Annotated in this window: 16 protein-coding genes and 2 rRNA genes (1 of these 18 running past the window's edge); 9 read left to right on the forward strand and 9 right to left on the reverse strand. The window is 70.3% G+C overall.

The window, feature by feature from the left end; translation table 11 throughout:
• Together KO717_RS22325 and rrf are read left to right on the forward strand one after the other, a co-directional pair.
• A 23S ribosomal RNA gene (locus KO717_RS22325) occupies nt 1-2,188 on the forward strand (it extends 935 nt beyond the left edge of the window).
• Between the two features lie 76 nt (nt 2,189-2,264).
• Nucleotides 2,265-2,381: ribosomal RNA gene (gene rrf / locus KO717_RS22330) — 5S ribosomal RNA — on the forward strand.
• 75 nt (nt 2,382-2,456) lie between these two features.
• On the opposite strand, the gene KO717_RS22335 is transcribed toward rrf, so the two are convergent.
• From KO717_RS22335 to KO717_RS22360, 6 genes are all read right to left on the reverse strand, one after another.
• Nucleotides 2,457-2,798 carry a VOC family protein gene (locus KO717_RS22335; protein WP_301370669.1) on the reverse strand — a complete coding sequence of 114 codons (342 nt, stop codon included), beginning with the start codon at nt 2,796-2,798 and terminating at the stop codon, nt 2,457-2,459.
• A 95-nt stretch (nt 2,799-2,893) separates the two neighbouring features.
• A complete protein-coding gene (locus KO717_RS22340) occupies nt 2,894-4,204 on the reverse strand; it encodes a DUF58 domain-containing protein (protein WP_301370670.1) in 1,311 nt (436 codons plus the stop codon).
• The gene (locus KO717_RS22345; RefSeq protein ID WP_301370671.1) at nt 4,204-5,190 is read right to left on the reverse strand and encodes an AAA family ATPase; all 987 of its coding nucleotides are present in this window, start codon (nt 5,188-5,190) and stop codon (nt 4,204-4,206) included. The genes KO717_RS22340 and KO717_RS22345 overlap by 1 nt, the downstream gene beginning before the upstream one ends.
• Nucleotides 5,187-6,491 carry a DUF4350 domain-containing protein gene (locus KO717_RS22350; RefSeq protein ID WP_301370672.1) on the reverse strand — a complete coding sequence of 435 codons (1,305 nt, stop codon included), beginning with the start codon at nt 6,489-6,491 and terminating at the stop codon, nt 5,187-5,189. The genes KO717_RS22345 and KO717_RS22350 overlap by 4 nt, the downstream gene beginning before the upstream one ends.
• On the reverse strand, nt 6,488-7,168 hold the full coding sequence (locus tag KO717_RS22355; RefSeq protein ID WP_301370673.1) for a DUF4129 domain-containing protein: 681 nt from the start codon (nt 7,166-7,168) through the stop codon (nt 6,488-6,490). The genes KO717_RS22350 and KO717_RS22355 overlap by 4 nt, the downstream gene beginning before the upstream one ends.
• Nucleotides 7,169-7,175: 7 nt before the next feature.
• Nucleotides 7,176-8,420 (reverse strand): hypothetical protein, encoded by a 1,245-nt coding sequence (locus KO717_RS22360; protein ID WP_301370674.1) that lies wholly within the window; start codon nt 8,418-8,420, stop codon nt 7,176-7,178.
• A 313-nt stretch (nt 8,421-8,733) separates the two neighbouring features.
• Here KO717_RS22360 and mtrA point away from each other — a divergent pair, with 313 nt between their 5' ends.
• The 6 genes from mtrA (at nt 8,734) to KO717_RS22390 (ending at nt 16,061) form a co-directional block, all read left to right on the forward strand.
• Nucleotides 8,734-9,423: a two-component system response regulator MtrA gene (mtrA, locus tag KO717_RS22365; RefSeq protein ID WP_189747360.1), complete on the forward strand. Its 690-nt coding sequence runs from the start codon at nt 8,734-8,736 to the stop codon at nt 9,421-9,423.
• Nucleotides 9,424-9,445: 22 nt separating this feature from the next.
• Nucleotides 9,446-11,389 (forward strand): MtrAB system histidine kinase MtrB, encoded by a 1,944-nt coding sequence (mtrB, locus tag KO717_RS22370; RefSeq protein WP_301374665.1) that lies wholly within the window; start codon nt 9,446-9,448, stop codon nt 11,387-11,389.
• Entirely contained in the window at nt 11,379-13,253 is a 1,875-nt protein-coding gene (locus KO717_RS22375) for an LpqB family beta-propeller domain-containing protein (RefSeq protein ID WP_301370675.1), read from the forward strand. Before mtrB ends, KO717_RS22375 begins: the two co-directional genes overlap by 11 nt.
• 64 nt (nt 13,254-13,317) lie before the next feature.
• Nucleotides 13,318-14,073 (forward strand): ComF family protein, encoded by a 756-nt coding sequence (locus tag KO717_RS22380; protein WP_301370676.1) that lies wholly within the window; start codon nt 13,318-13,320, stop codon nt 14,071-14,073.
• A gap of 326 nt (nt 14,074-14,399) precedes the next feature.
• Nucleotides 14,400-15,095 (forward strand): ribosome hibernation-promoting factor, HPF/YfiA family, encoded by a 696-nt coding sequence (gene hpf / locus KO717_RS22385; protein WP_030010104.1) that lies wholly within the window; start codon nt 14,400-14,402, stop codon nt 15,093-15,095.
• 219 nt (nt 15,096-15,314) lie between these two features.
• A complete protein-coding gene (locus tag KO717_RS22390) occupies nt 15,315-16,061 on the forward strand; it encodes a response regulator (protein WP_301370677.1) in 747 nt (248 codons plus the stop codon).
• A gap of 24 nt (nt 16,062-16,085) precedes the next feature.
• Here KO717_RS22390 and KO717_RS22395 read toward each other — a convergent pair whose 3' ends face one another.
• The gene (locus KO717_RS22395; RefSeq protein WP_301370678.1) at nt 16,086-17,258 is read right to left on the reverse strand and encodes a winged helix-turn-helix domain-containing protein; all 1,173 of its coding nucleotides are present in this window, start codon (nt 17,256-17,258) and stop codon (nt 16,086-16,088) included.
• Nucleotides 17,259-17,456: 198 nt separating this feature from the next.
• Nucleotides 17,457-18,032 carry a GNAT family N-acetyltransferase gene (locus KO717_RS22400; protein ID WP_301370680.1) on the reverse strand — a complete coding sequence of 192 codons (576 nt, stop codon included), beginning with the start codon at nt 18,030-18,032 and terminating at the stop codon, nt 17,457-17,459.
• Between the two features lie 240 nt (nt 18,033-18,272).
• On the opposite strand from KO717_RS22400, the gene secA reads away from it, so the two are divergent.
• Nucleotides 18,273-21,071 carry a preprotein translocase subunit SecA gene (gene secA, locus KO717_RS22405; protein ID WP_301370681.1) on the forward strand — a complete coding sequence of 933 codons (2,799 nt, stop codon included), beginning with the start codon at nt 18,273-18,275 and terminating at the stop codon, nt 21,069-21,071.
• Between the two features lie 155 nt (nt 21,072-21,226).
• Here secA and KO717_RS22410 read toward each other — a convergent pair whose 3' ends face one another.
• Nucleotides 21,227-21,676: an Rv3235 family protein gene (locus tag KO717_RS22410; RefSeq protein ID WP_437184552.1), complete on the reverse strand. Its 450-nt coding sequence runs from the start codon at nt 21,674-21,676 to the stop codon at nt 21,227-21,229.
• Nucleotides 21,677-21,770: the final 94 nt, after the last annotated feature.

Genomic DNA, 21,770 nt, shown 5'->3' on the forward strand with positions numbered 1-21,770 from the left:
GTGCAGCGTCGTGTGTTTCTTGCCGGAGGTAGAGCACTGGATAGGCGATGGGCCCTACCGGGTTACTGACCTTAGCCAAACTCCGAATGCCGGTAAGTGAGAGCACGGCAGTGAGACTGTGGGGGATAAGCTCCATGGTCGAGAGGGAAACAGCCCAGAGCATCGACTAAGGCCCCTAAGCGTACGCTAAGTGGGAAAGGATGTGGAGTCGCAGAGACAACCAGGAGGTTGGCTTAGAAGCAGCCACCCTTGAAAGAGTGCGTAATAGCTCACTGGTCAAGTGATTCCGCGCCGACAATGTAGCGGGGCTCAAGCGTACCGCCGAAGTCGTGTCATTGCAGCAATAGGGCCAACGCCCGCTGTGATGGGTAGGGGAGCGTCGTGTGCCGGGTGAAGCAGCAGCGGAAGCTAGTTGTGGACGGTTCACGAGTGAGAATGCAGGCATGAGTAGCGATACACACGTGAGAAACGTGTGCGCCGATTGACTAAGGGTTCCTGGGTCAAGCTGATCTGCCCAGGGTAAGTCGGGACCTAAGGCGAGGCCGACAGGCGTAGTCGATGGACAACCGGTTGATATTCCGGTACCCGCTTTGAAACGCCCAATATCGAATCAGGCGATGCTAAGTCCGTGAAGCCGTTCCGGACCCTTCGGGGAAAGGAAAGTGGTGGAGCCGACGAACCAGACTTGTAGTAGGTAAGCGATGGGGTGACGCAGGAAGGTAGTCCAGCCCGGGCGGTGGTAGTCCCGGGGTAAGGGTGTAGGCCGAGGGGTAGGCAAATCCGTCCCTCATTAAGGCTGAGACCTGATGCCGAGCCGATTGTGGTGAAGTGGATGATCCTATGCTGTCGAGAAAAGCCTCTAGCGAGTTTCATGGCGGCCCGTACCCTAAACCGACTCAGGTGGTCAGGTAGAGAATACCGAGGCGTTCGGGTGAACTATGGTTAAGGAACTCGGCAAAATGCCCCCGTAACTTCGGGAGAAGGGGGGCCATCACTGGTGATCGGACTTGCTCCGTGAGCTGGGGGTGGCCGCAGAGACCAGCGAGAAGCGACTGTTTACTAAAAACACAGGTCCGTGCGAAGCCGTAAGGCGATGTATACGGACTGACGCCTGCCCGGTGCTGGAACGTTAAGGGGACCGGTTAGTGACCTTTCGGGGTTGCGAAGCTGAGAACTTAAGCGCCAGTAAACGGCGGTGGTAACTATAACCATCCTAAGGTAGCGAAATTCCTTGTCGGGTAAGTTCCGACCTGCACGAATGGCGTAACGACTTCTCGACTGTCTCAACCATAGGCCCGGTGAAATTGCACTACGAGTAAAGATGCTCGTTTCGCGCAGCAGGACGGAAAGACCCCGGGACCTTTACTACAGTTTGATATTGGTGTTCGGTTCGGCTTGTGTAGGATAGGTGGGAGACTTTGAAGCAGCCACGCCAGTGGTTGTGGAGTCGCCGTTGAAATACCACTCTGGTCGTGCTGGATGTCTAACCTCGGTCCGTGATCCGGATCAGGGACAGTGTCTGATGGGTAGTTTAACTGGGGCGGTTGCCTCCCAAAGGGTAACGGAGGCGCCCAAAGGTTCCCTCAGCCTGGTTGGCAATCAGGTGTTGAGTGTAAGTGCACAAGGGAGCTTGACTGTGAGACCGACGGGTCGAGCAGGGACGAAAGTCGGGACTAGTGATCCGGCGGTGGCTTGTGGAAGCGCCGTCGCTCAACGGATAAAAGGTACCCCGGGGATAACAGGCTGATCTTCCCCAAGAGTCCATATCGACGGGATGGTTTGGCACCTCGATGTCGGCTCGTCGCATCCTGGGGCTGGAGTCGGTCCCAAGGGTTGGGCTGTTCGCCCATTAAAGCGGTACGCGAGCTGGGTTTAGAACGTCGTGAGACAGTTCGGTCCCTATCCGCTGTGCGCGTAGGAATATTGAGAAGGGCTGTCCCTAGTACGAGAGGACCGGGACGGACGAACCTCTGGTGTGCCAGTTGTCCTGCCAAGGGCATGGCTGGTTGGCTACGTTCGGGAGGGATAACCGCTGAAAGCATCTAAGCGGGAAGCCTGCTTCAAGATGAGTATTCCCACCTCCTTGAGAGGGTAAGGCTCCCAGTAGACGACTGGGTTGATAGGCCAGATGTGGAAGCCCGGTAACGGGTGAAGCTGACTGGTACTAATAGGCCGAGGGCTTGTCCTCAGTTGCTCGCGTCCACTGTGTTAGTTCTGAAATAACGAACAGCTGTGTTCATGCCAGCGTTCAAATTTCATAGTGTTTCGGTGGTCATAGCGTTAGGGAAACGCCCGGTTACATTCCGAACCCGGAAGCTAAGCCTTTCAGCGCCGATGGTACTGCAGGGGGGACCCTGTGGGAGAGTAGGACGCCGCCGAACAATCATTGTGGGAAAGCCCCGCACCTTATGGTGCGGGGCTTTTCTGCGTTCTGGGGTCACTGCATACCGGCCGGTTCAGGGGCCGATGTACTCGAAGACGCCGCCGTGGGGGTGCCGCAGCACCGCGCGGTGGCCGTTCGGAGTGGGCTGAATCGGCATGACGATGTCGGCTCCGCCTGCCTGAGCCTCCTCGACCGCGGCGTCCAGGTCGGTGACGACGAGGGTCGCCGCCACTCCCGCCACCCGTTGCGCCGCCTCGTCGGGTCCCGCGAACAGGAGGAAGGGACCGACGCTCGCCAGAGTGACGCCGGCAAAGGCGAACCGTGATGCGGTGCTTCCGGTCAACTTCTCGTAGAAGGGCACAGCCGCGTCCAGATCCTCGACGCGCTGTCGTACGACCACTGAATCGATAGCCATGGTCGACATCCTCACAGCCCCGCACGTGCCCGTGAAGGTCGTTTCTGCCGTTCGCGATCGAAGATCGGAGATCGCAGGGCGGGCCCAGGGCTGTCCTAGAGGCGGCCGGCGGCCTTCAGTGCCAGGTAGGCGTCCGCCAGGGACGGGGCCAGGGTGTCCGGGGTGGCGTCGACGACGTGGACGCCGTGACGGGTGAGCTGGTCGGCCGTGCGGCGGCGCTGGGACTGGGTCTGGGTACCGGCGGCGGCCTCGTAGACCGCGTCCACCGTGCCACGTGAATTTGTCATGGCTGCGACATGAGGGTCGGCGACCGAAGCCAGCACGACCGTGTGGCGCTGCGTGAGGCGGGGGAGCACCGGGAGCAGGCCCTCTTCGATCGGGGCCGCGTCCAGGCTGGTCAGGAGGACCACCAGGGACCGGCGCGGGGCGTTGCGGAGGATGGTGGAGACCAGGGTCCTGGCGTCCGTCTCGACGAGCTCCGGTTCCAGCGTGGCCATCGCGTTGACGAACGACGGGAGGGTGTCGGCCGCCGAGCGGCCCTGGACCTGGGCGCGGGGGCGGCGGTCGTGGGCCAGGAGGTCCACGCGGTCGCCGGCGCGGGTGGCCAGGGCGGCGAGGAGCAGGGCCGCGTCCATCGCGGAGTCCAGGCGGGGGGCGTCGCCGACGCGGCCCGCCGAGGTGCGGCCGGTGTCCAGGCAGATGAGGATGTGCCGGTCGCGTTCGGGGCGCCAGGTGCGGACGGCCACCTTGTTCTGGCGGGCCGTGGCGCGCCAGTCGATGGAGCGGGTGTCGTCGCCGGGGACGTAGTCGCGGAGGCTGTCGAACTCGGTGCCCTCGCCGCGGGTCAGGACGCTCGTACGGCCGTCCAGCTCGCGCAGGCGGGCCAGCCGGGACGGGAGGTGCTTGCGGCTGGTGAAGGGCGGCAGGACCCGGACGGTCCAGGGGGACACCTGGGAGCCCTGGCGGGCCCACAGGCCCAGCGGGCCGTAGGAGCGGATCGTGACGCGGTCGGCCTGGCGGTCGCCGCGGCGGGTGGGCAGCAGCCGGGTGGTCAGCCGGCGGCGTTCGCCCGCGGGGACGACCACCTCGTGGCGGGACGCGGCGGTCTCGGTGCCCGGGAGCCAGCTGCTCGGGGGCCAGGCGTCGCGGATGCGGGCCCGGAGCTTGCGGCTGCCGGGGTTGGTGACGGTGAGGTGGACCTCCGCCGGTTCGCCGAGGCGGACCGACGTGTCTCCGGAGCGGGCCAGCACGAGGCCGCGTACGGGCGCCGCCAGGGCGCAGTCGAGCGCGCAGGCCAGGGCGATCGGGCCGTTGACCGCGAGCATGCCGGTCCAGCTCGGTTCGAGGAGGCCGACCGGGATGCTGCCGAGGGCCGCCAGCAGGGCGGCGCGTCCGGTGAGGGCCATCAGCGCGGTACGGGGACGTGGGAGAGGATCGCCGTGATGACGGCGTCGGCCGTGACTCCCTCCATCTCCGCTTCCGGGCGCAGCTGGACGCGGTGGCGCAGGGTCGGCAGGGCGAGGGCCTTGACGTCGTCGGGGGTGACGTAGTCGCGGCCGGTGAGCCAGGCCCAGGCGCGGGCGGTGGCCAGCAGGGCGGTCGCGCCGCGGGGGGAGACGCCGAGGGTGAGGGACGGCGATTCGCGGGTGGCGCGGCAGACGTCGACGACGTAGCCGGCGATCTCGGGGGAGACGGCGACCTTGGCGACGGCCTGGCGGGCGGCTTCGAGCTGGGCCGGGCCGGCGACGGGGCGGATGCCCGCGGCGTGCAGGTCGCGGGGGTTGAATCCGGCGGCGTGGCGGGTCAGGACCCCGATCTCGTCCTCGCGGGAGGGGAGGGGGACGGTGAGCTTGAGGAGGAAGCGGTCGAGCTGGGCTTCCGGGAGGGGGTAGGTGCCCTCGTACTCGACCGGGTTCATGGTGGCGGCGACGAGGAAGGGGTCGGGCAGCTTCCGCGGGGTGCCGTCGACGGTGACCTGGCGCTCCTCCATCGCTTCGAGGAGCGAGGACTGGGTCTTGGGCGGGGTGCGGTTGATCTCGTCCGCGAGGAGGAGGTTGGTGAAGACCGGGCCGTCCTGGAAGGAGAACTCGGCGGTGCGGGCGTCGTAGACGAGCGAGCCGGTGACGTCGCTCGGCATCAGGTCGGGGGTGAACTGGACGCGCTTGGTGTCGAGTTCGAGGGAGGCGGCCAGGGCCCGTACGAGGAGGGTCTTGGCGACGCCGGGGACGCCTTCGAGGAGGACGTGGCCGCGGCACAGGAGCGCGACGACGAGTCCGGTGACGGCGGAGTCCTGACCGACCACGGCCTTGCCGATCTCGGTGCGGAGCGCTTCGAGGGAAGCGCGGGCGCTGTCCGCGGTCACTGCCGTGGACTCGGTGGCCGGGTACGTCATGACGTACGGACCTCTCTTTCGAGGGCGTCGAGGTGGTCGGCGAGCGCGACGAGTGCCGCGTCGTCGGAGGGGGTGGTGCCGAAGAGGAGGGCGGCCACGTCGCGGGGCTCGCCGGTCAGGCGGGCGGAGACGGCCGGGGCCAGTGCCGCCGGGTCGTGGGCCTGGGTGTGCGGTACGCCGACCAGTGCGGCGAGGCGTTCGCGGGTGGCGGCGCGCAGCACGGTGGCGGCACGGTCGCGGGCGCCGGCCTTGCGGTAGAGGCGGGCGCGGCCCTCGGTGGCCTCGGAGGCGCGGATGGCGACGGGGAGCTTCTCGGTGACGAGGGGGCCCAGGCGCCGGGCGCGCCAGAGGGCGGCGAGGGCGGCGGCGACGAAGAGCTGGAGCAGGGCCCAGGACCAGCCGGCCGGGATGAGGTCGAGGAGGCCCTTGTCCTCGCCGGAGGGCGCGGTGCCGGGGTCGGAGTCCGCGAGGGACGGCAGGTACCAGACGAGGTCCGGTCGGGAGCCGAGGAGTTGGAGGGCGAGGGAGGCGTTGCCCTCGTCGGCGAGGGACTCGTTGAGGAGGATCGTCTCGGAGCCGAGGAGGACCGTGTCGCCGCCGGTGGGGCCGGTGGGGAGGACGAGGAGGGTGGGGTCGCCGCCGCTGGGGTAGCAGGCGGTGGCTCCGGGGAGGGCTGTGGTGTAGCGGAGGCCGCCGCCGGTGTCGGCGCGGCCGGCCGAGGTGGCGGCGGGCAGGGTGCAGCGGGGGTCGGGGCGGTCCGTGTCGGCGTCGCCCGCGGTGTGCACGCCGGGGGAGAGGTCGGTGAGGCTGTGGCTGCTGGGGGCGAGGAGGACGGTGCGGCCGCCGGAGAGGTCGATGGCCGAGCGGATGACGCCGCGCTGGGTGGCGCCGAGCCGGTCGGGGTCGGTGACCAGGAGGGTGGTGCGGGGGCCGGCGGCGTCGGCGGCTTCGCGGGCGGTGGTGACGACGCGGGTGGTGACGCCGCGTTCCTTCAGGAGCTCGGCGACGGCGCGGCTGCCGGAGGGGTCGGCGGTGCGGGGGTCGAGGTAGCCGTGGCGGGTGCCGGAGTTGAGGGCGGCCGTGGCGACGGCGCCGGCCGCCAGGACGGCCACGGCGATGAGGGCGCGGCGGATCTGGCGCAGGCGCCGGGTGCGCGAGTCGCCAGCTGCGGCTGCGGGCGCGGCTGCGGCTGCGCTGGGCGCGGGGTCGTGGCCGGGGGTGCTGCCCCCGGACTCCCGTGCGTCGAGCACCGGCGGGGCCGGAGTTGCCGTCGGCGGGGCCGGATCGGTCGGGCCGGTCATGCGGTGGGTCCCGTCAGCAGCGGCTTTGCGCGGTCCAGGGTGAGGTCGAGGGCGCGCAGGCGGGCGTACGTGTCGGCGTCGGCGGTGCGGCCGCCGTAGGTGACGTCGTCGAAGGTACGGGCGGCGGCGCGGAGTTCCGCGGCATGGTCGGGGAGGGAGACCGCGGCTTCGGAGGCGGCCTCGTCGGCGGTGCGTCCGGGGCGCGGGTCGAGCAGGGTGCGCTCCTCCAGGGAGCGGACGACGGCGCGCATGCGCTCCTGGACGGCCTCGGTCCAGCGGCCGGCGGCGGCGTGGGCGTCGGCGGCGGTGCGGTGGTCGGCGGCGCTGCGGGTGCCGTCGGCGAAGAGGACGCCGGCGCCGGCGGCGATCCGGCCGGGGGTGCCGAGGCGCCACCAGAGGGCGCCGACGGCGAGGATCACGAGGAGGAGGATCACGACGAGGCCGAAGCCGCCTCCGGGGGTGGCTCCGGAGGCGGCGCCGAGCATGTCGTCGAGCCAGTCGAAGAACTTGCGCAGGGCGCGGTCGAACAGGCTCGGGTCGTTCTCGTGGTACATCGGCTTGGACAGTTCGCGCTCGGCCGCTTCCCTGGCGGGTCCGCGCGGTGTCGTCACCGGTGGTGTCTCGGCGCTCGGCAGGAGCGCCGTGGCGCGGGTGATGAGGCCCCCCGTACTCATCATCTGTGCGTCAGCCTCCGGTCGTGCCGTAGTTCTCGAGGCCGGCGGCCCGGGCGAGCTCCAGGTCGAGGCCCTCGCGGCGGATGCGCTGGTCGACGTACAGGAGCACGGTGACGCCGGACTGGAAGGGCATGACGATGGTCTGCGCGATGATCAGGCCGATCGCGGGGGCGATCAGTGCGCCCCAGCTGGTCATGCCGCTGCCGTCCTCCATGGCGTCGAGGCCGCCGCTGAAGGCGAAGAGGCTCATGATCTGGAACGGGGCCACGATCATGCCCGAGATGAAGAAGGCGATGACGGTGGTGAGCAGCGTGATGCCGAAGATGCGCCACCAGGTGTCCTTGACGAGCTTCGAGGAGCGCGCGAAGGACTTGAAGAGGGTGCTCTTCTCCAGCATCAGGGCGGGCGAGGCCAGGGTGAACTTGATGCCCAGCCAGACCATGAGCGGCAGCCACACGGCGAAGCCGAGGAGGGCGAGGCCGACGGATTCGGTGAGGACGCCCGGCAGGATCAGTACGGCGCCGAGCAGGATGGCGCCGAGGGCCATCAGCAGGGTGAGCCCTATCAGGCGCAGCAGCTGGGGGCGGGCCTCGCGCCAGGCGTCGGAGACCGAGGACTGCTGGCCGAGCACGGCGCGGCTGAAGACCATCGTGAGCATCGCGGTGACCACGATGGTTCCGAGGACCTGGATGAGCTGGACCACCGCGGAGGCGGCGAAGGTGCTGCCGAGCGAGTCGATGATCTCTTCCGGGCCGGCGTTCGGGTCCGTGGCGAAGGCGAGGTCGTCCAGCATGAGCTTCTGGACGATGACGCTGATCACCTGGACGACGGTGGCCACGACGAGGGTGATCGGCAGTACCGCACGCCAGTGGGTGCGCATGGTGGCGACCGCGCCGTCGAGGATCTCGCCGAGGCCCAGGGGCCGCAGGGGGATCACTCCGGGCTTGGCGGCGGGGGACTGGCCCCACTGGCCGGGGCCGCCCGGGTAGCCGTACTGGGGGCCGTACTGGCCCGTCTGAGGGGTGCCTGGCTGCTGGCCCCAGCCCGTGGTGGGCTGCGGCTGTGCCTGCGGGGCCTCGGGCGGCGTGGTGCCCGGGCTCGACCACTGACCGGGCGGTGGCTGCTCGGCGGACCACTTCGGGTCGCCGGCGGGCGGTGTGGGCTGTGCGGGCTGTTGCGCGCCGCTTTCGGTGCCCGGCCGCTCGCCGTCGGACGGAGAGGATCCGGGCGTAGCCCAGCCCGGAGAGTCGTTCATCGTCACTCCTTCATGTGCGCCTGCCGCGGCGGGGCGCTGGTCGCTGCCATCGTGCCACGTGGGGGGCCCGAACGGAGTAGGGGGTGGGCGGCGGATCGGGTGCGGTGGCGGGGTGGAAAGGGTCGGTCCGGGGCGATCCCGACCGGTCGGACGGTCCCGGGCGGTGCTGCGGGGTCTTCGATGCCCGTACCTTCAATAGTCGCCCCGTTCGGGGGCAGACTGGTGGAGCTGATCTCGACGCAGGTCCGAGGGGCGATTTCCAGCCCTTTTGGCTGTGGGACAGCTCACCGCCGGGTAACGATTAGCTAATGGGATGATGTCAACCATGAAGGGACGCGTCCTTGTCGTCGACGACGACACCGCGCTGGCCGAGATGCTCGGCATTGTGCTGCGTGGAGAAGGTTTTGAGCCGTCGTTCGTAGCGGACGGTGACAAGGCACTTGCTGCCTTCCGGGAGGCGAAGCCGGACCTGGTGCTGCTCGACCTCATGCTGCCCGGGAGGGACGGCATAGAGGTCTGCCGCCTGATCCGGGCCGAGTCCGGCGTGCCGATCGTCATGCTCACCGCGAAGAGCGACACGGTCGATGTCGTCGTGGGTCTGGAGTCCGGGGCCGACGACTACATCGTGAAGCCGTTCAAGCCGAAGGAGCTGGTGGCCCGCATCCGGGCCCGTCTGCGCCGGTCGGAGGAGCCCGCGCCCGAGCAGCTGGCCATCGGTGACCTGGTCATCGACGTGGCCGGGCACTCGGTCAAGCGGGACGGTGCCTCGATCGCGCTGACCCCGCTCGAGTTCGACCTGCTGGTCGCGCTCGCGCGCAAGCCCTGGCAGGTGTTCACCCGTGAGGTGCTGCTGGAGCAGGTCTGGGGTTACCGGCACGCGGCGGACACCCGCCTGGTCAACGTGCACGTGCAGCGTCTGCGCTCCAAGGTCGAGAAGGATCCGGAGCGCCCCGAGATCGTCGTGACGGTGCGTGGTGTCGGCTACAAGGCCGGACCCAGCTGACGTGCAGTCCGGTACGTCCGGCATGTCCGGCAGGGCCCACGGCGGCTTCCGCCCGTGGAAGCTGCGCTTCGGCCGGCTGTTCCGGGACCGGGCGTCGAGCAGCCGGGTCCTGCGGCTGTTCGTACGCCTGGCGCGGCGGCCGCTGCTTCCGGCTGTCCGGTTGTGGCGGCGCAACATCCAGCTCCGCGTGGTCGCCGCCACCCTGCTGATCTCGCTCGCCGTGGTCCTCGCCCTGGGGTTCGTCGTCATCGCCCAGGTCAGCAAGGGTCTCCTCGACGCCAAGGAGGAGGCGGCGCAGAGCCAGGCCGCGGGCGGGTTCGCGGTGGCGCAGGAGAAGGCCAACGCCCCGGCCACGGTGGACGGGCCCGACGCCACCGACAACAGGGTCGGCCGGGACGCCAGTACGTGGATGAACTCCCTGGTCAAGCAGTTGGCCAGTGGCGGGCAGACGGCCTTCGAGGTCGTCGCGCTGGGTGCGGGCACGGGTGATGAGGCGCTGCCCGGGACGCAGGGCGTCAAGGGCGCCCGGGCCTCCGGCAACGTGGACCCGACCGCCAGTGTCCCGCTGCCGCTGCGCCGGGCCGTCAACCGTGCCACCGGCGCCTTCAAGACCTTCTCCGAGATCCGGTACACCAGCGGGGACGGGGCGAAGGAGCCCGAGCCGGCGCTGGTCATCGGCAAGCGGCTCTCGGACATCAACGGCGACCCGTACGACCTGTACTACCTCTTCCCGCTGACGCAGGAGGAGGAGTCCCTCAACCTGATCAAGGTCACCATCGTGACCGCGGGCCTGTTCGTCGTCGTCCTGCTCTGCGGCATCGCCTGGCTCGTCGTACGCCAGGTGGTGACCCCGGTCCGGATGGCCGCGGGCATCGCCGAGCGGCTTTCGGCCGGGCGGCTGCAGGAGCGGATGAAGGTCACCGGTGAGGACGACATCGCGCGCCTCGGCGAGGCCTTCAACAAGATGGCCCAGAACCTCCAGAACAAGATCCAGCAGCTGGAGGAGCTGTCCCGGATGCAGCGCCGTTTCGTCTCGGACGTCTCGCACGAGCTGCGCACCCCGCTGACGACGGTCCGGATGGCCGCCGACGTCATCCACGACGCCCGGGTCGACTTCGACCCGATCACCGCGCGCTCCGCCGAGCTGCTCGCCGGGCAGCTCGACCGGTTCGAGTCGCTCCTCGCCGACCTGCTGGAGATCAGCCGCTTCGACGCCGGGGCGGCGGCCCTGGAGGCCGAGCCCATCGACCTGCGTGACGTCGTCCGCCGGGTCATCGACGGGGCCGAGCCGCTCGCCGAGCACAAGGGCACCCGGATCCGGGTCCTGGGCGACACCCAGCCGGTCATCGCCGAGGCCGACGCCCGGCGGGTGGAGCGGGTGCTGCGCAATCTGGTCGTCAACGCCGTGGAGCACGGCGAGGGCCGCGACGTGGTGGTCCGGCTGGCGTCCGCGGGCGGGGCCGTCGCCGTCGCCGTACGGGACTACGGGGTCGGGCTGAAGCCCGGCGAGGCCACCCGCGTGTTCAACCGCTTCTGGCGGGCCGACCCGGCGCGGGCGCGCACGACCGGCGGGACCGGCCTCGGCCTGTCGATCGCCGTCGAGGACGCCCGGCTGCACGGGGGCTGGCTGCAGGCCTGGGGCGAGCCGGGCGGCGGCTCGCAGTTCCGCCTGACGCTGCCGCGCACGGCCGACGAGCCGCTGCGGGGCTCGCCCATCCCGCTGGAGCCCGAGGACTCCCGGGCCAACCGCGCCAACCGGGCCAGGGCCGCGGCCGAGGCCGCGGGCGGCGCGGCGGAGCGCACGCCCGCCGACGCGGGCGACCGCTCGTCGATACCGCCGCGCTCGCCCGTCGCCGGAGCGATGCCGGTGCCCGCCGACCCGACGGCCCTGCCGGGCAACGGGGCCCGGGTCGTGGCCCGCCCGGCCGAGCAGGCACAACAGGAGGACCGAGCCGATGGACGCTGAGCCCTTGGACGCGCGGGCGGGGCGTGCGCGGGTGCGGCGCCGGAGGCTGCGTGCCGTCAGGGCGTACGCCTTCGGTGCGGCCGGCCTGCTGCTCGCGGGGTGCGCCTCCATGCCGGACCGGGGCGACATCCGCCCGGTGCAGGCCTCGCAGGGCGTGGATTCGCAGGTCCGGGTGTTCGGCGTACCGCCTGCGGACAAGGCCAGCCCGGCGGAGATCGTCGACGGCTTCCTGGAGGCGATGACCAGCGACGACCCGCAGCTGGAGACGGCCCGCAAGTACCTCACCGAGGCCGCCGCGAAGAGCTGGAAGCCCGGCTCGGCCGTCACCGTGCTCTCCTCCGGGCTCAACCGGGTTCCCAACCGCGGCGAGAAGGACCCGGACGGGCCCCGCTGGAAGGTGACCGGCAAGAAGCTCGCGACTGTCGACGAGCACAGCGCGTACCAGCCGCAGACCGGGGCCAGGGAGTACGAGGAGTTCCTGCAGCTCGTCCAGAACGAGGACAAGCAGTGGCGGATCTCGACCCCGCCGAGCGGGCTCGTGCTCAGCGAGTCGGACTTCCAGCGCATCTACATGCCGGTCAACAAGTACTACTTCGCGGGCGGCACGCTCGTCGCCGATCCCGTCTACGTGCGTCAGCGCACGGACCCGGACTCGCGGATGGACCCGACCACGCAGACCGTGCAGTCGCTGCTGGCGGGGCCGTCCCGGTGGCTCGCCCCGGTCGTGGAGTCCAGCTTCCCCACCGGTACGGAACTGAGCCCGGGCACCAAGTCCCTTTCGTACGACGGGCAGAACACGCTGCGCGTGCCGCTCAACGAGAAGGCCGAGAACGTCGCGCAGCCGCAGTGCAAGAAGATGGCTACCCAACTCCTGTACACGGTCAAGGATCTGACGGGTTCCCGGCTCGACCAGGTCGAACTGGTGCGGGCGGGGGGCAAGTCGACGTCGCTGTGTTCGGTGAGCGAGGTGAGCGCGGCCGCGATCGCGGGCCGGCCCAAGATTCCCGAGTTCCAGTACTTCGTCGACAACGACAAGCGGCTGGTCCGGATGAAGCTGGACACGAGCAGCGAGGACCAGCAGCCCAAGCCCGAACCGGTGCCGGGGCCGCTGGCCACCCCGCCCGGGTTCAAGGTCAGGTCGGCGGCGGTCTCCCACGACGAGCGGCGCGCGGCCGTGATCTCCGAGGACGAGCACGCGCTGTACGTCGTGGCGCTGGTCGGGAGCGGGGCGATGCCGCAGCCGCTGCCGATCGGCAAGGGCGGCAAGGCGCCGATGCTGACCGCGCCGAGCTGGGACGCTTCGGGTGATCTGTGGGTCGCGGACCGCGATCCGCAGTCCCCGGGGCTGTGGCGGGTGCCCGGTGGTGCCGGAACGCCGGAGAAGGTGCAGGTGGCGGGGCTCGACGGGCGGAAGATCGCTTCGCTGAAGGCGTCCGCCGACGGGGCGCGGATCGCGCTGCTGGTGGAGCAGCCCGACGGCAACAAGGTCCTCTACGTCGGGCGGATCGAGCGGCCCGACGGCAAGAGCGACTCCTCGGCGGTGTCGGTGCGCGAGCTGCGTCCGGCGGCCCCGCAGATGGTCGACGTGACGGCGATGAGCTGGGCGCCGCGCGGGCGGCTGCTCGTGGTGGGCCGGGAGAACGGCGGCGTGCAGCAGGCCCGCTACATGCTGGCCGACGGTTCGATGGTCGCGGCGAGCCTGCCCGGGGCCACCGGGCTCTCGGAGGTGGCGGTCGCGGCCACCGAGGACGAGGCGAAGCCGAAGCCGGTGGTCGCGTACTCGGAGGACGGGATCGTGTGGCTGCCGCCGGGGGCGCAGTGGCGCACGGTGGCGGGCGGCCGGTCGCCGGTGTACCCGGGCTGACCTGTCCGCGCGCGGGTCGTCCACAGGGGTCGCGGGCGGTGGCCCGGCCCGGCAGTGTGGAGTCATGCGTGGGTGGTGGCAGGAGCTCGCCGGGCTGGTCCTGCCGGTCGACTGCGCCGGCTGCGGGGCGGTCCGGGTGCTGGTGTGCGCCGGGTGCCGCGATGCGCTGAGCGGGGCCGGGGAGGGGCCGGTGCGGCCGTCTCCGCGGCCCGCGGGGCTGCCGGTGGTACGGGCCGCCGCCGTCTACGAGGGGGCCGTACGGAGCCTCCTGCTGGCGCACAAGGAGCGCGGGGCGCTGCCGCTGGCCGGGGTGCTCGGCGCTGCCCTGGCCGCCGCCGTCCTGGCGGGCGGTTCCGGTGGTTCCGGTGGCGCGGGCGGCTTCGGCGGTGCGGGGGACGTGGTGCTGGTCCCGGTCCCGTCGGCGCGGCGGCAGGTCCGGGCGCGCGGGCACGATCCGGCGCGCAGGATCGCGCTCGCGGCCGCGGGGCGGCTGAGGAGGGCCGGTGTTCCCGCGCGGGTGGCGCCCGTACTGGGGCTGCGGCGGGCGGTGGCGGACCAGGCGGGGCTGGGGGCCCGGCAGCGCCGGGAGAACCTCACGGGGGCGCTGGCGGTGCGCCGGGGCGGGCGGCGGCTCACGGCCGGGGCGGCCGGGATCGTGCTCGTGGACGACGTGATCACCACGGGGGCGACGCTGGCCGAGGCGGCCCGGGCGGTGCGCGCCGCGGGGCTGGTGGCGGGCCCGGGGGCCGTGCTGGGGGCGGCCGTGGTGGCCGCGCCGGCGGACTCCTTCAGGCGGATCGAACGCCTGCCACGCGTTTGAGCAACTCGGACAGAACAAAAATCTTGTGAATAGATTTGGAACTGGCGGGGAAGGCCCATCGTTGCAGGTAGTAAGAGGGAACAGCCACCTGACTGGAAGTACATTCCGGTAGCGGGTGCCGACAACCGCCATAGAGGGATATGTTCGGTTGTAAGGAACTCAGGAGGCTGTCTCTCGACTCCGAAGTCGGTGGGGTGTTGATCTTGCCGATGGGGGAGGAGGAGGTGAAAGTCGCCAAGTCCGAGGCTCCGGCCTTCACCGGAGTCTGGTGCGAAAGGGAGACGCTTCGCCCCGTCGGGCGGAGCTATCCGGGAACGGAGTTCTGCGTGGACATCGTCGTCAAGGGCCGCAAGACCGAGGTGCCCGAGCGGTTCCGCAAGCACGTGGCCGAGAAGCTGAATCCGGAGCGGATCCAGAAGCTCGACGCCAAGGTGATCAGCTTGGACGTCGAGGTGTCCAAGGAGCACAACCCGCGCCAGGCCGACCGTTCCGACCGCGTGGAGATCACCCTGCGTTCGCGGGGCCCGGTGATCCGTGCCGAGGCCGCCGCCGCCGACGCGTACGCGGCGCTGGACCTCGCTCAGGACAAGCTGGAGGCCCGGCTGCGCAAGCAGCACGACAAGCGTTACACCCGCCGTGGCAACGGCCGGCTCTCGGCGGCGGAGGTCGCCGACGTGGTGCCGGGCGTCGCCTCGCTGAACGGCAGTGGTCAGCCGGTGTCGGAGGAGAAGACGGACGGGGTGCCGATCACCCGGATCGGATCCCTGGAGGTGCAGGGCGAAGGCCCGCTCATCGTCCGCGAGAAGACCCACTCGGCCGCACCCATGTCGCTCGACCAGGCCCTGTACGAGATGGAACTGGTCGGCCACGACTTCTATCTGTTCGTCGACTCCGAGACGAAGTTGCCGAGTGTCGTCTACCGCCGTCATGCCTATGACTACGGCGTCATCCACGTGAACCCCGACGGTGCCTCCAGCTCGGAGGAGCCGCGGGGCGGCGCCGGTGGCGCGCTCGGCGGCTGAGCCGAGGCCGAGTCCGGCACATCTGTTCATCGCCCCCGCGCAGGCGCTCCGGCGCCTGTGCGGGGGCACCTGCATGACGGGTGTGCGACGGGTATGCGCCAGGTGGCTCACTTTTGGCCCCCGGGCCGCGGTGCGGGCATGGAATCATGGCGTGCAGTCAACCGGCTGCGGTGTGTGTCCGGTTGGCCCAGCAGCTGAGCACATGCAGGGGGAGGAACGATGGCGGACAGCTTCGGGCCGGTGCGCGGGGACGGCGGCGTCGCGGGCTGCCGCGGGACGGACGACCCGACCCAGGAGACCGCCCGGGAGCCCATCAGGGTGCTCGTGGTCGACGACCACGCGCTCTTCCGGCGGGGACTGGAGATCGTCCTCGCGCAGGAGGAGGACATCCAGGTCGTGGGCGAGGCCGGGGACGGGGCGGAGGCCGTGGACAAGGCGGCCGACCTGCTTCCGGACATCGTGCTGATGGACGTGCGGATGCCCCGGCGCGGCGGCATCGAGGCGTGCACCTCGATCAAGGAGGTGGCCCCCTCTGCGAAGATCATCATGCTGACGATCAGCGACGAGGAGGCGGACCTCTACGACGCGATCAAGGCGGGCGCGACCGGGTACCTCCTGAAGGAGATCTCGACGGACGAGGTGGCCACGGCGATCCGGGCGGTGGCGGACGGCCAGTCGCAGATCAGCCCGTCGATGGCGTCGAAGCTGCTCACCGAGTTCAAGTCGATGATCCAGCGGACCGACGAGCGGCGGCTGGTCCCCGCGCCGCGGCTGACGGACCGGGAGCTGGAGGTCCTGAAACTGGTGGCCACCGGCATGAACAACCGTGATATCGCCAAGGAGTTGTTCATTTCCGAGAACACCGTGAAGAACCACGTCCGCAACATCCTGGAGAAGCTGCAGCTGCACTCCAGGATGGAGGCCGTGGTCTACGCGATGCGGGAAAAGATCCTCGAAATCCGCTAGCGCCCAGCGCCCAGCGCCCGGGTCCTAGAGCGCGGCCAGTTCCGCGGTGACGGCCGCCGCCTCCGCGGGCGAGCTCGCGCGCTCGACGCGCACGTCCTCGCAGCCGACCCATTCCGCCGCCTCCCGCAGGGCCCGCGCCATCGGGGCCGCGGCCTTCGGGGAGGTCAGCGAGAGCTGCCGGGCGACCAGCGTGCGGCCCTCGCGGGCCGGGTCGACGCGGCCCTGGAGCCGGCCGCCCGCCAGCAGCGGCATCGCGAAGTACCCGTGTATCCGCTTCGGCTTGGGCACGTACGCCTCCAGGCGGTGCGTGAAACCGAAGATCCGCTCCGTCCGGGGACGGTCCCAGACCAGGGAGTCGAAGGGCGAGAGCAGCGTCGTGCGGTGGCGGCCCCGGGGAGCCTCCGCGAGAGCCGCCGGGTCCGCCCAGGCCGGCTTGGACCAGCCCTCCACCTCGACCGGTACCAGTCCGGAGTCCGCGACCACCGCGTCGAACTCCCCGCCCTTGAGGCGGTGGTAGTCCGCGATGTCGGCGCGGGTGCCGACGCCCAGGGACCGGCCCGCCAGGGCGACCAGACGGCGTGCGCACTCGCGGTCGTCCAGGTCGTCGTGGAGCAGCGCGTCGGGAACGGCCCGCTCGGGGAGGTCGTAGACCCGCTTCCAGCCGCGGCGCTCGCTGCACACCACCTCGCCGGTGTCCAGCAGCCACTCCACCGCGATCTTGGTCTCGGACCAGTCGAACCACTCGCCGCCGTTCTTGGCGCCGCCCAGCTCGGTGGAGGTCAGCGGGCCGTCCGCCTTCAGCCGGTCCAGGACCGCCCGCGTCGAGGTGTGCTTGTCCTGGAGGAGGTGCCAGCGGTGGCCGCGCGCCCGGTTGGCCCGGCGGCGGAACGCGAAATGCGGCCATTCCTCGATCGGCAGGATGCAGGCGGCGTGCGACCAGTACTCGAAGGCGTGCCGGTCCGACCAGTACGCCTGCTCCACGGTGTCCCGGCCCACCGCGCCCAGGCGCGCGTACGGGATCAGCTCGTGCGAGCGGGCCAGGACCGAGATGGTGTCCAGCTGTACGGCGCCCAGGTGGCGCAGGACCCCGCGGACCCCGCCGCGCCGGTCGGGTGCGCCGAGGAAGCCCTGCGCGCGCAGGGCGATGCGCCGCGCGTCGTCGGCGGACAGGGAGAGCGAAGCGGTGCCCGAAGTCATCCCCGAAGCCTAGGCCGTGCCACTGACAGCAGCGGGCCCGTACGGGACCGGCACCGATGAACGGCGCCGGATGCCGGGGTCCTGGCAGGCGGCGTACACCTCGGCCGCGTCCTCGGGGGTGTGCGGGCCGAGGACGCGGCGGTCGGTGGTCGGCGTGATCGGCGTGATCGGCTCCAGGATCAGGATGGTGCCGACCGGCTACTCCGCGGGTGCCGGCAGGTAGGGCAGCTTCGAGGGCAGGCCCAGGTCGGAGGGGAGCAGGGCGCCGACCCAGCAGTCGCGGTTGGTGCCGCGGTGGACGATGCCGGCCCGCAGGATGCCCTCGACCTGGAAGCCGGCCTTCTCGGCCACGGCGCGGGAGCCCGCGTTGCCCACCTCGGCGCGCCATTCCAGCCGCCCGATGCCCACTTCGGTGAAGGCCCAGCGGGCGACGGCCAGGACCGCCTCGGTCATGTAGCCCCGGCCGCGGTGCTCCTTGACCGCCCAGTAGCCGATCTCGGTGCTCTCCGCGGTGTGGATGTGCACGCCGACGGCCGCGACCAGGGGGCCCTCGGCCCCGAGGCGCACGGCGAAGGCGAAGGCCGTGCCGTCGCGCCAGCCGTTCGGCACGGTCTCGTTCACATAGGTGTGCGCGTGCTCGCGCTCATAGGGGGAGGGCACGAGCGTCCAGCGCTGGACGTCCGGATCCCGGGCCGCCGCATACAGCTCGTCCTCGTCCGACGGGACGAAAGGCCGCAATACCAATCGGTCCGTGCTGAGCGTCTTGGGTTCCATGAACGAATTCTGCTGCCGTGCCGGTATCCGCGGCGAACAATTTTCGGTGATCCCTCCGGGCGATGCGGCACCTTCGGTGTCCCCCGTACGTTCTCAATCCGGGCACCCGTGCCCTCACGGGAACGGCGGACCTCCCGACGCGGCCACGTCCTCGCTTACGATGGCCGTTGCGGTGGGGCCCACCTGCCGTGCCCGTGTACGTACAGTGCCCAGGCCCGACCGGCAAGGAGACAAACCTCGGTGTCCGTCTTCAACAAGCTCATGCGTGCAGGCGAAGGCAAGATCCTGCGCAAACTGCACCGCATCGCGGACCAGGTCAACTCCATCGAAGAGGACTTCGTCAACCTCTCCGACGCCGAGTTGCGTGCGCTCACGGACGAGTACAAGCAGCGTTTCCAGGACGGCGAGAGCCTGGACGACCTGCTGCCCGAGGCCTTCGCGACCGTACGCGAGGCCGCGAAGCGCGTCCTCGGCCAGCGGCACTACGACGTCCAGATCATGGGTGGCGCGGCGCTGCACCTCGGCTACGTGGCCGAGATGAAGACCGGTGAGGGCAAGACCCTCGTCGGCACGCTGCCCGCGTACCTGAACGCGCTGTCCGGCAAGGGCGTCCACCTGATCACGGTGAACGACTACCTCGCCGAGCGTGACTCCGAGCTGATGGGCCGGGTGCACAAGTTCCTCGGCCTGGAGGTCGGCTGCATCCTGGCGAACATGTCGCCCGCGCAGCGCCGCGAGCAGTACAACTGCGACATCACCTACGGCACGAACAACGAGTTCGGCTTCGACTACCTGCGCGACAACATGGCGTGGTCCCAGGACGAGCTCGTCCAGCGCGGCCACAACTTCGCCGTGGTCGACGAGGTCGACTCGATCCTCGTCGACGAGGCCCGTACCCCGCTGATCATCTCCGGCCCCGCCGACCAGGCCACGAAGTGGTACGGCGACTTCGCGAAGCTGGTGACCCGCCTGACCAAGGGCGAGGCCGGCCAGCCGCTGAAGGGCATCGAGGAGACCGGCGACTACGAGGTCGACGAGAAGAAGCGCACCGTCGCCATCCACGAGTCCGGTGTCGCCAAGGTCGAGGACTGGCTCGGCATCGAGAACCTCTACGAGTCGGTGAACACCCCGCTCGTCGGTTACCTCAACAACGCGATCAAGGCCAAGGAGCTCTTCAAGAACGACAAGGACTACGTCGTCATCGACGGCGAAGTCATGATCGTCGACGAGCACACCGGCCGCATCCTCGCCGGCCGCCGCTACAACGAGGGCATGCACCAGGCGATCGAGGCGAAGGAAGGGGTGGACATCAAGGACGAGAACCAGACCCTCGCCACGATCACCCTGCAGAACTTCTTCCGCCTCTACTCGAAGCTGTCGGGCATGACCGGTACGGCCATGACCGAGGCCGCCGAGTTCCACCAGATCTACAAGCTCGGTGTCGTCCCGATCCCGACCAACCGCGACATGGTCCGCAAGGACCAGCCGGACCTGATCTACCGGACCGAGGTCGCGAAGTTCGCCGCCGTCGTCGACGACATCGCGGAGAAGCACGAGAAGGGCCAGCCGATCCTCGTCGGTACGACGTCGGTCGAGAAGTCCGAGTACCTCTCCCAGCAGCTCTCCAAGCGCGGCATCCCGCACGAGGTGCTCAACGCCAAGCAGCACGACCGTGAGGCGACGATCGTCGCCCAGGCCGGCCGCCGGGGCGCGGTCACGGTCGCCACGAACATGGCCGGCCGCGGTACCGACATCAAGCTCGGCGGCAACCCGGACGACCTCGCCGAGGCCGAGCTGCGCCAGCAGGGCCTGGACCCGGAGGAGCACATCGAGGAGTGGGCGCACGCCCTCCCCTCGGCGCTCACCCGGGCCGAGGCCGCGGTGAAGGCGGAGTTCGAGGAGGTCAAGGAGCTCGGCGGGCTGTACGTGCTGGGCACCGAGCGTCACGAGTCGCGCCGTATCGACAACCAGCTGCGCGGCCGCTCCGGCCGACAGGGCGACCCGGGCGAGTCCCGCTTCTACCTGTCGCTGGGCGACGACCTGATGCGCCTGTTCAAGGCGCAGATGGTCGAGCGCGTCATGGCGATGGCGAACGTCCCCGACGACGTGCCGATCGAGAACAAGATGGTGACGCGCGCGATCGCTTCGGCCCAGTCGCAGGTGGAGACCCAGAACTTCGAGACGCGCAAGAACGTCCTGAAGTACGACGAGGTCCTCAACAACCAGCGTGAGGTCATCTACGGCGAGCGCCGCCGCGTCCTGGAGGGCGAGGACCTGCAGGAGCAGGTGCGCCACATGATGGACGACACCATCGACGCGTACATCGCGGCCGAGACGGTCGAGGGCTTCGCCGAGGAGTGGGACCTGGAGCGCCTGTGGGGCGCCTTCCGGCAGCTCTACCCGGTGAAGGTCACCATCGAGGAGCTGGAGGAGGCCGCGGGCGACCGTGCGGGCATCACCGCCGAGTTCATCGCGGAGTCCGTCAAGGACGACATCCACGAGCAGTACGAGACGCGCGAGAAGACGCTCGGCTCCGAGATCATGCGCGAGCTGGAGCGGCGCGTGGTCCTGTCGGTGCTCGACCGCAAGTGGCGTGAGCACCTGTACGAGATGGACTACCTGCAGGAGGGCATCGGCCTGCGGGCCATGGCCCAGAAGGACCCGCTGGTCGAGTACCAGCGCGAGGGCTTCGACATGTTCAACGCCATGCAGGAAGGCATCAAGGAGGAGTCCGTCGGCTACCTGTTCAACCTGGAGGTCCAGGTCGAGCAGCAGGTCGAGGAGGTTCCGGTGCAGGACGCGGCGCCGTCCCTGACGAAGGAGCCGGTGGGGGCGCGTCCGGAGATCCGGGCGAAGGGGCTGGACGCTCCGCAGCGGCCGGACCGGCTGCACTTCTCCGCTCCGACGGTGGACGGGGAGGGCGGTGTCATCGAGGGCGACTTCGAATCCGACGCTGCCGGTGGTGAGGGTGACGGGATGACGCGGGCGGAGCGGCGCAAGGCGCAGAAGGCCGCGGGCGGGCGTCGCCGGAAGAAGTAACCCGCTGCCGGGTTGAGCTGGAGCTGTCGGCCGGGGCCGGACACCTGGGGTGTCCGGCCCCGGCCGCGTCGTGTGCGGGTGCGGCGCCGTTGCCGGGGCTCCGCCCGGGACCCTGCGCCTCAAACGCCGGCGAGGCTGCATGAGGCGAGGCTGCATCACGGGCGGGGGCCCTGGATTTCCACCGCTGCGCAGCGCCAGCGGAGGTCCGGGCCCTGTTCGAGGCGGAAGGCCATCGCGGTGAGGCGGTCGCCCGTGGCGATGCGGGCGAAGGCCTCGATGACTCCCGGGCCCGGGGTGAAGCGGCCGCACTGGCGGACGACCGGGCGGAGGCGGTTGCGGAGGGGGTCCGCGGGGGCCAGGGTGATCAGCTGCTGGTAGGCGGGTCCGATGGTGTGGCCGAGGAGCGAGTGGACCGGGCGCAGGCCGCTGACCACCGCGAGGAGGTGTTCGGCGAACCAGTGGTGCGGGCCGAGCCGCAGGGTGCGCGGGGGGCCGGCCGGGCGCCGCGGGTCGCGGCGCCCGGCCGGACGGGTGCGGGTGCGGCCCGCGGGCCGCCGGCGGCTGCCGTCGTTGCCGGTCATCGTGCCGCGCATCGTGGTGTCCATCGCGAGCTGCCCCCGAACAGGCCGGGCCCGGAGCGGTACCGGGCGGTAACTTGATGGGGATCTTCTACGGCCGCCGAACACGCTCCGCAACCAC

Origin of the sequence: Streptomyces xanthophaeus (genome assembly GCF_030440515.1) — a bacterium.
Lineage (GTDB): Bacteria > Actinomycetota > Actinomycetes > Streptomycetales > Streptomycetaceae > Streptomyces > Streptomyces kutzneri.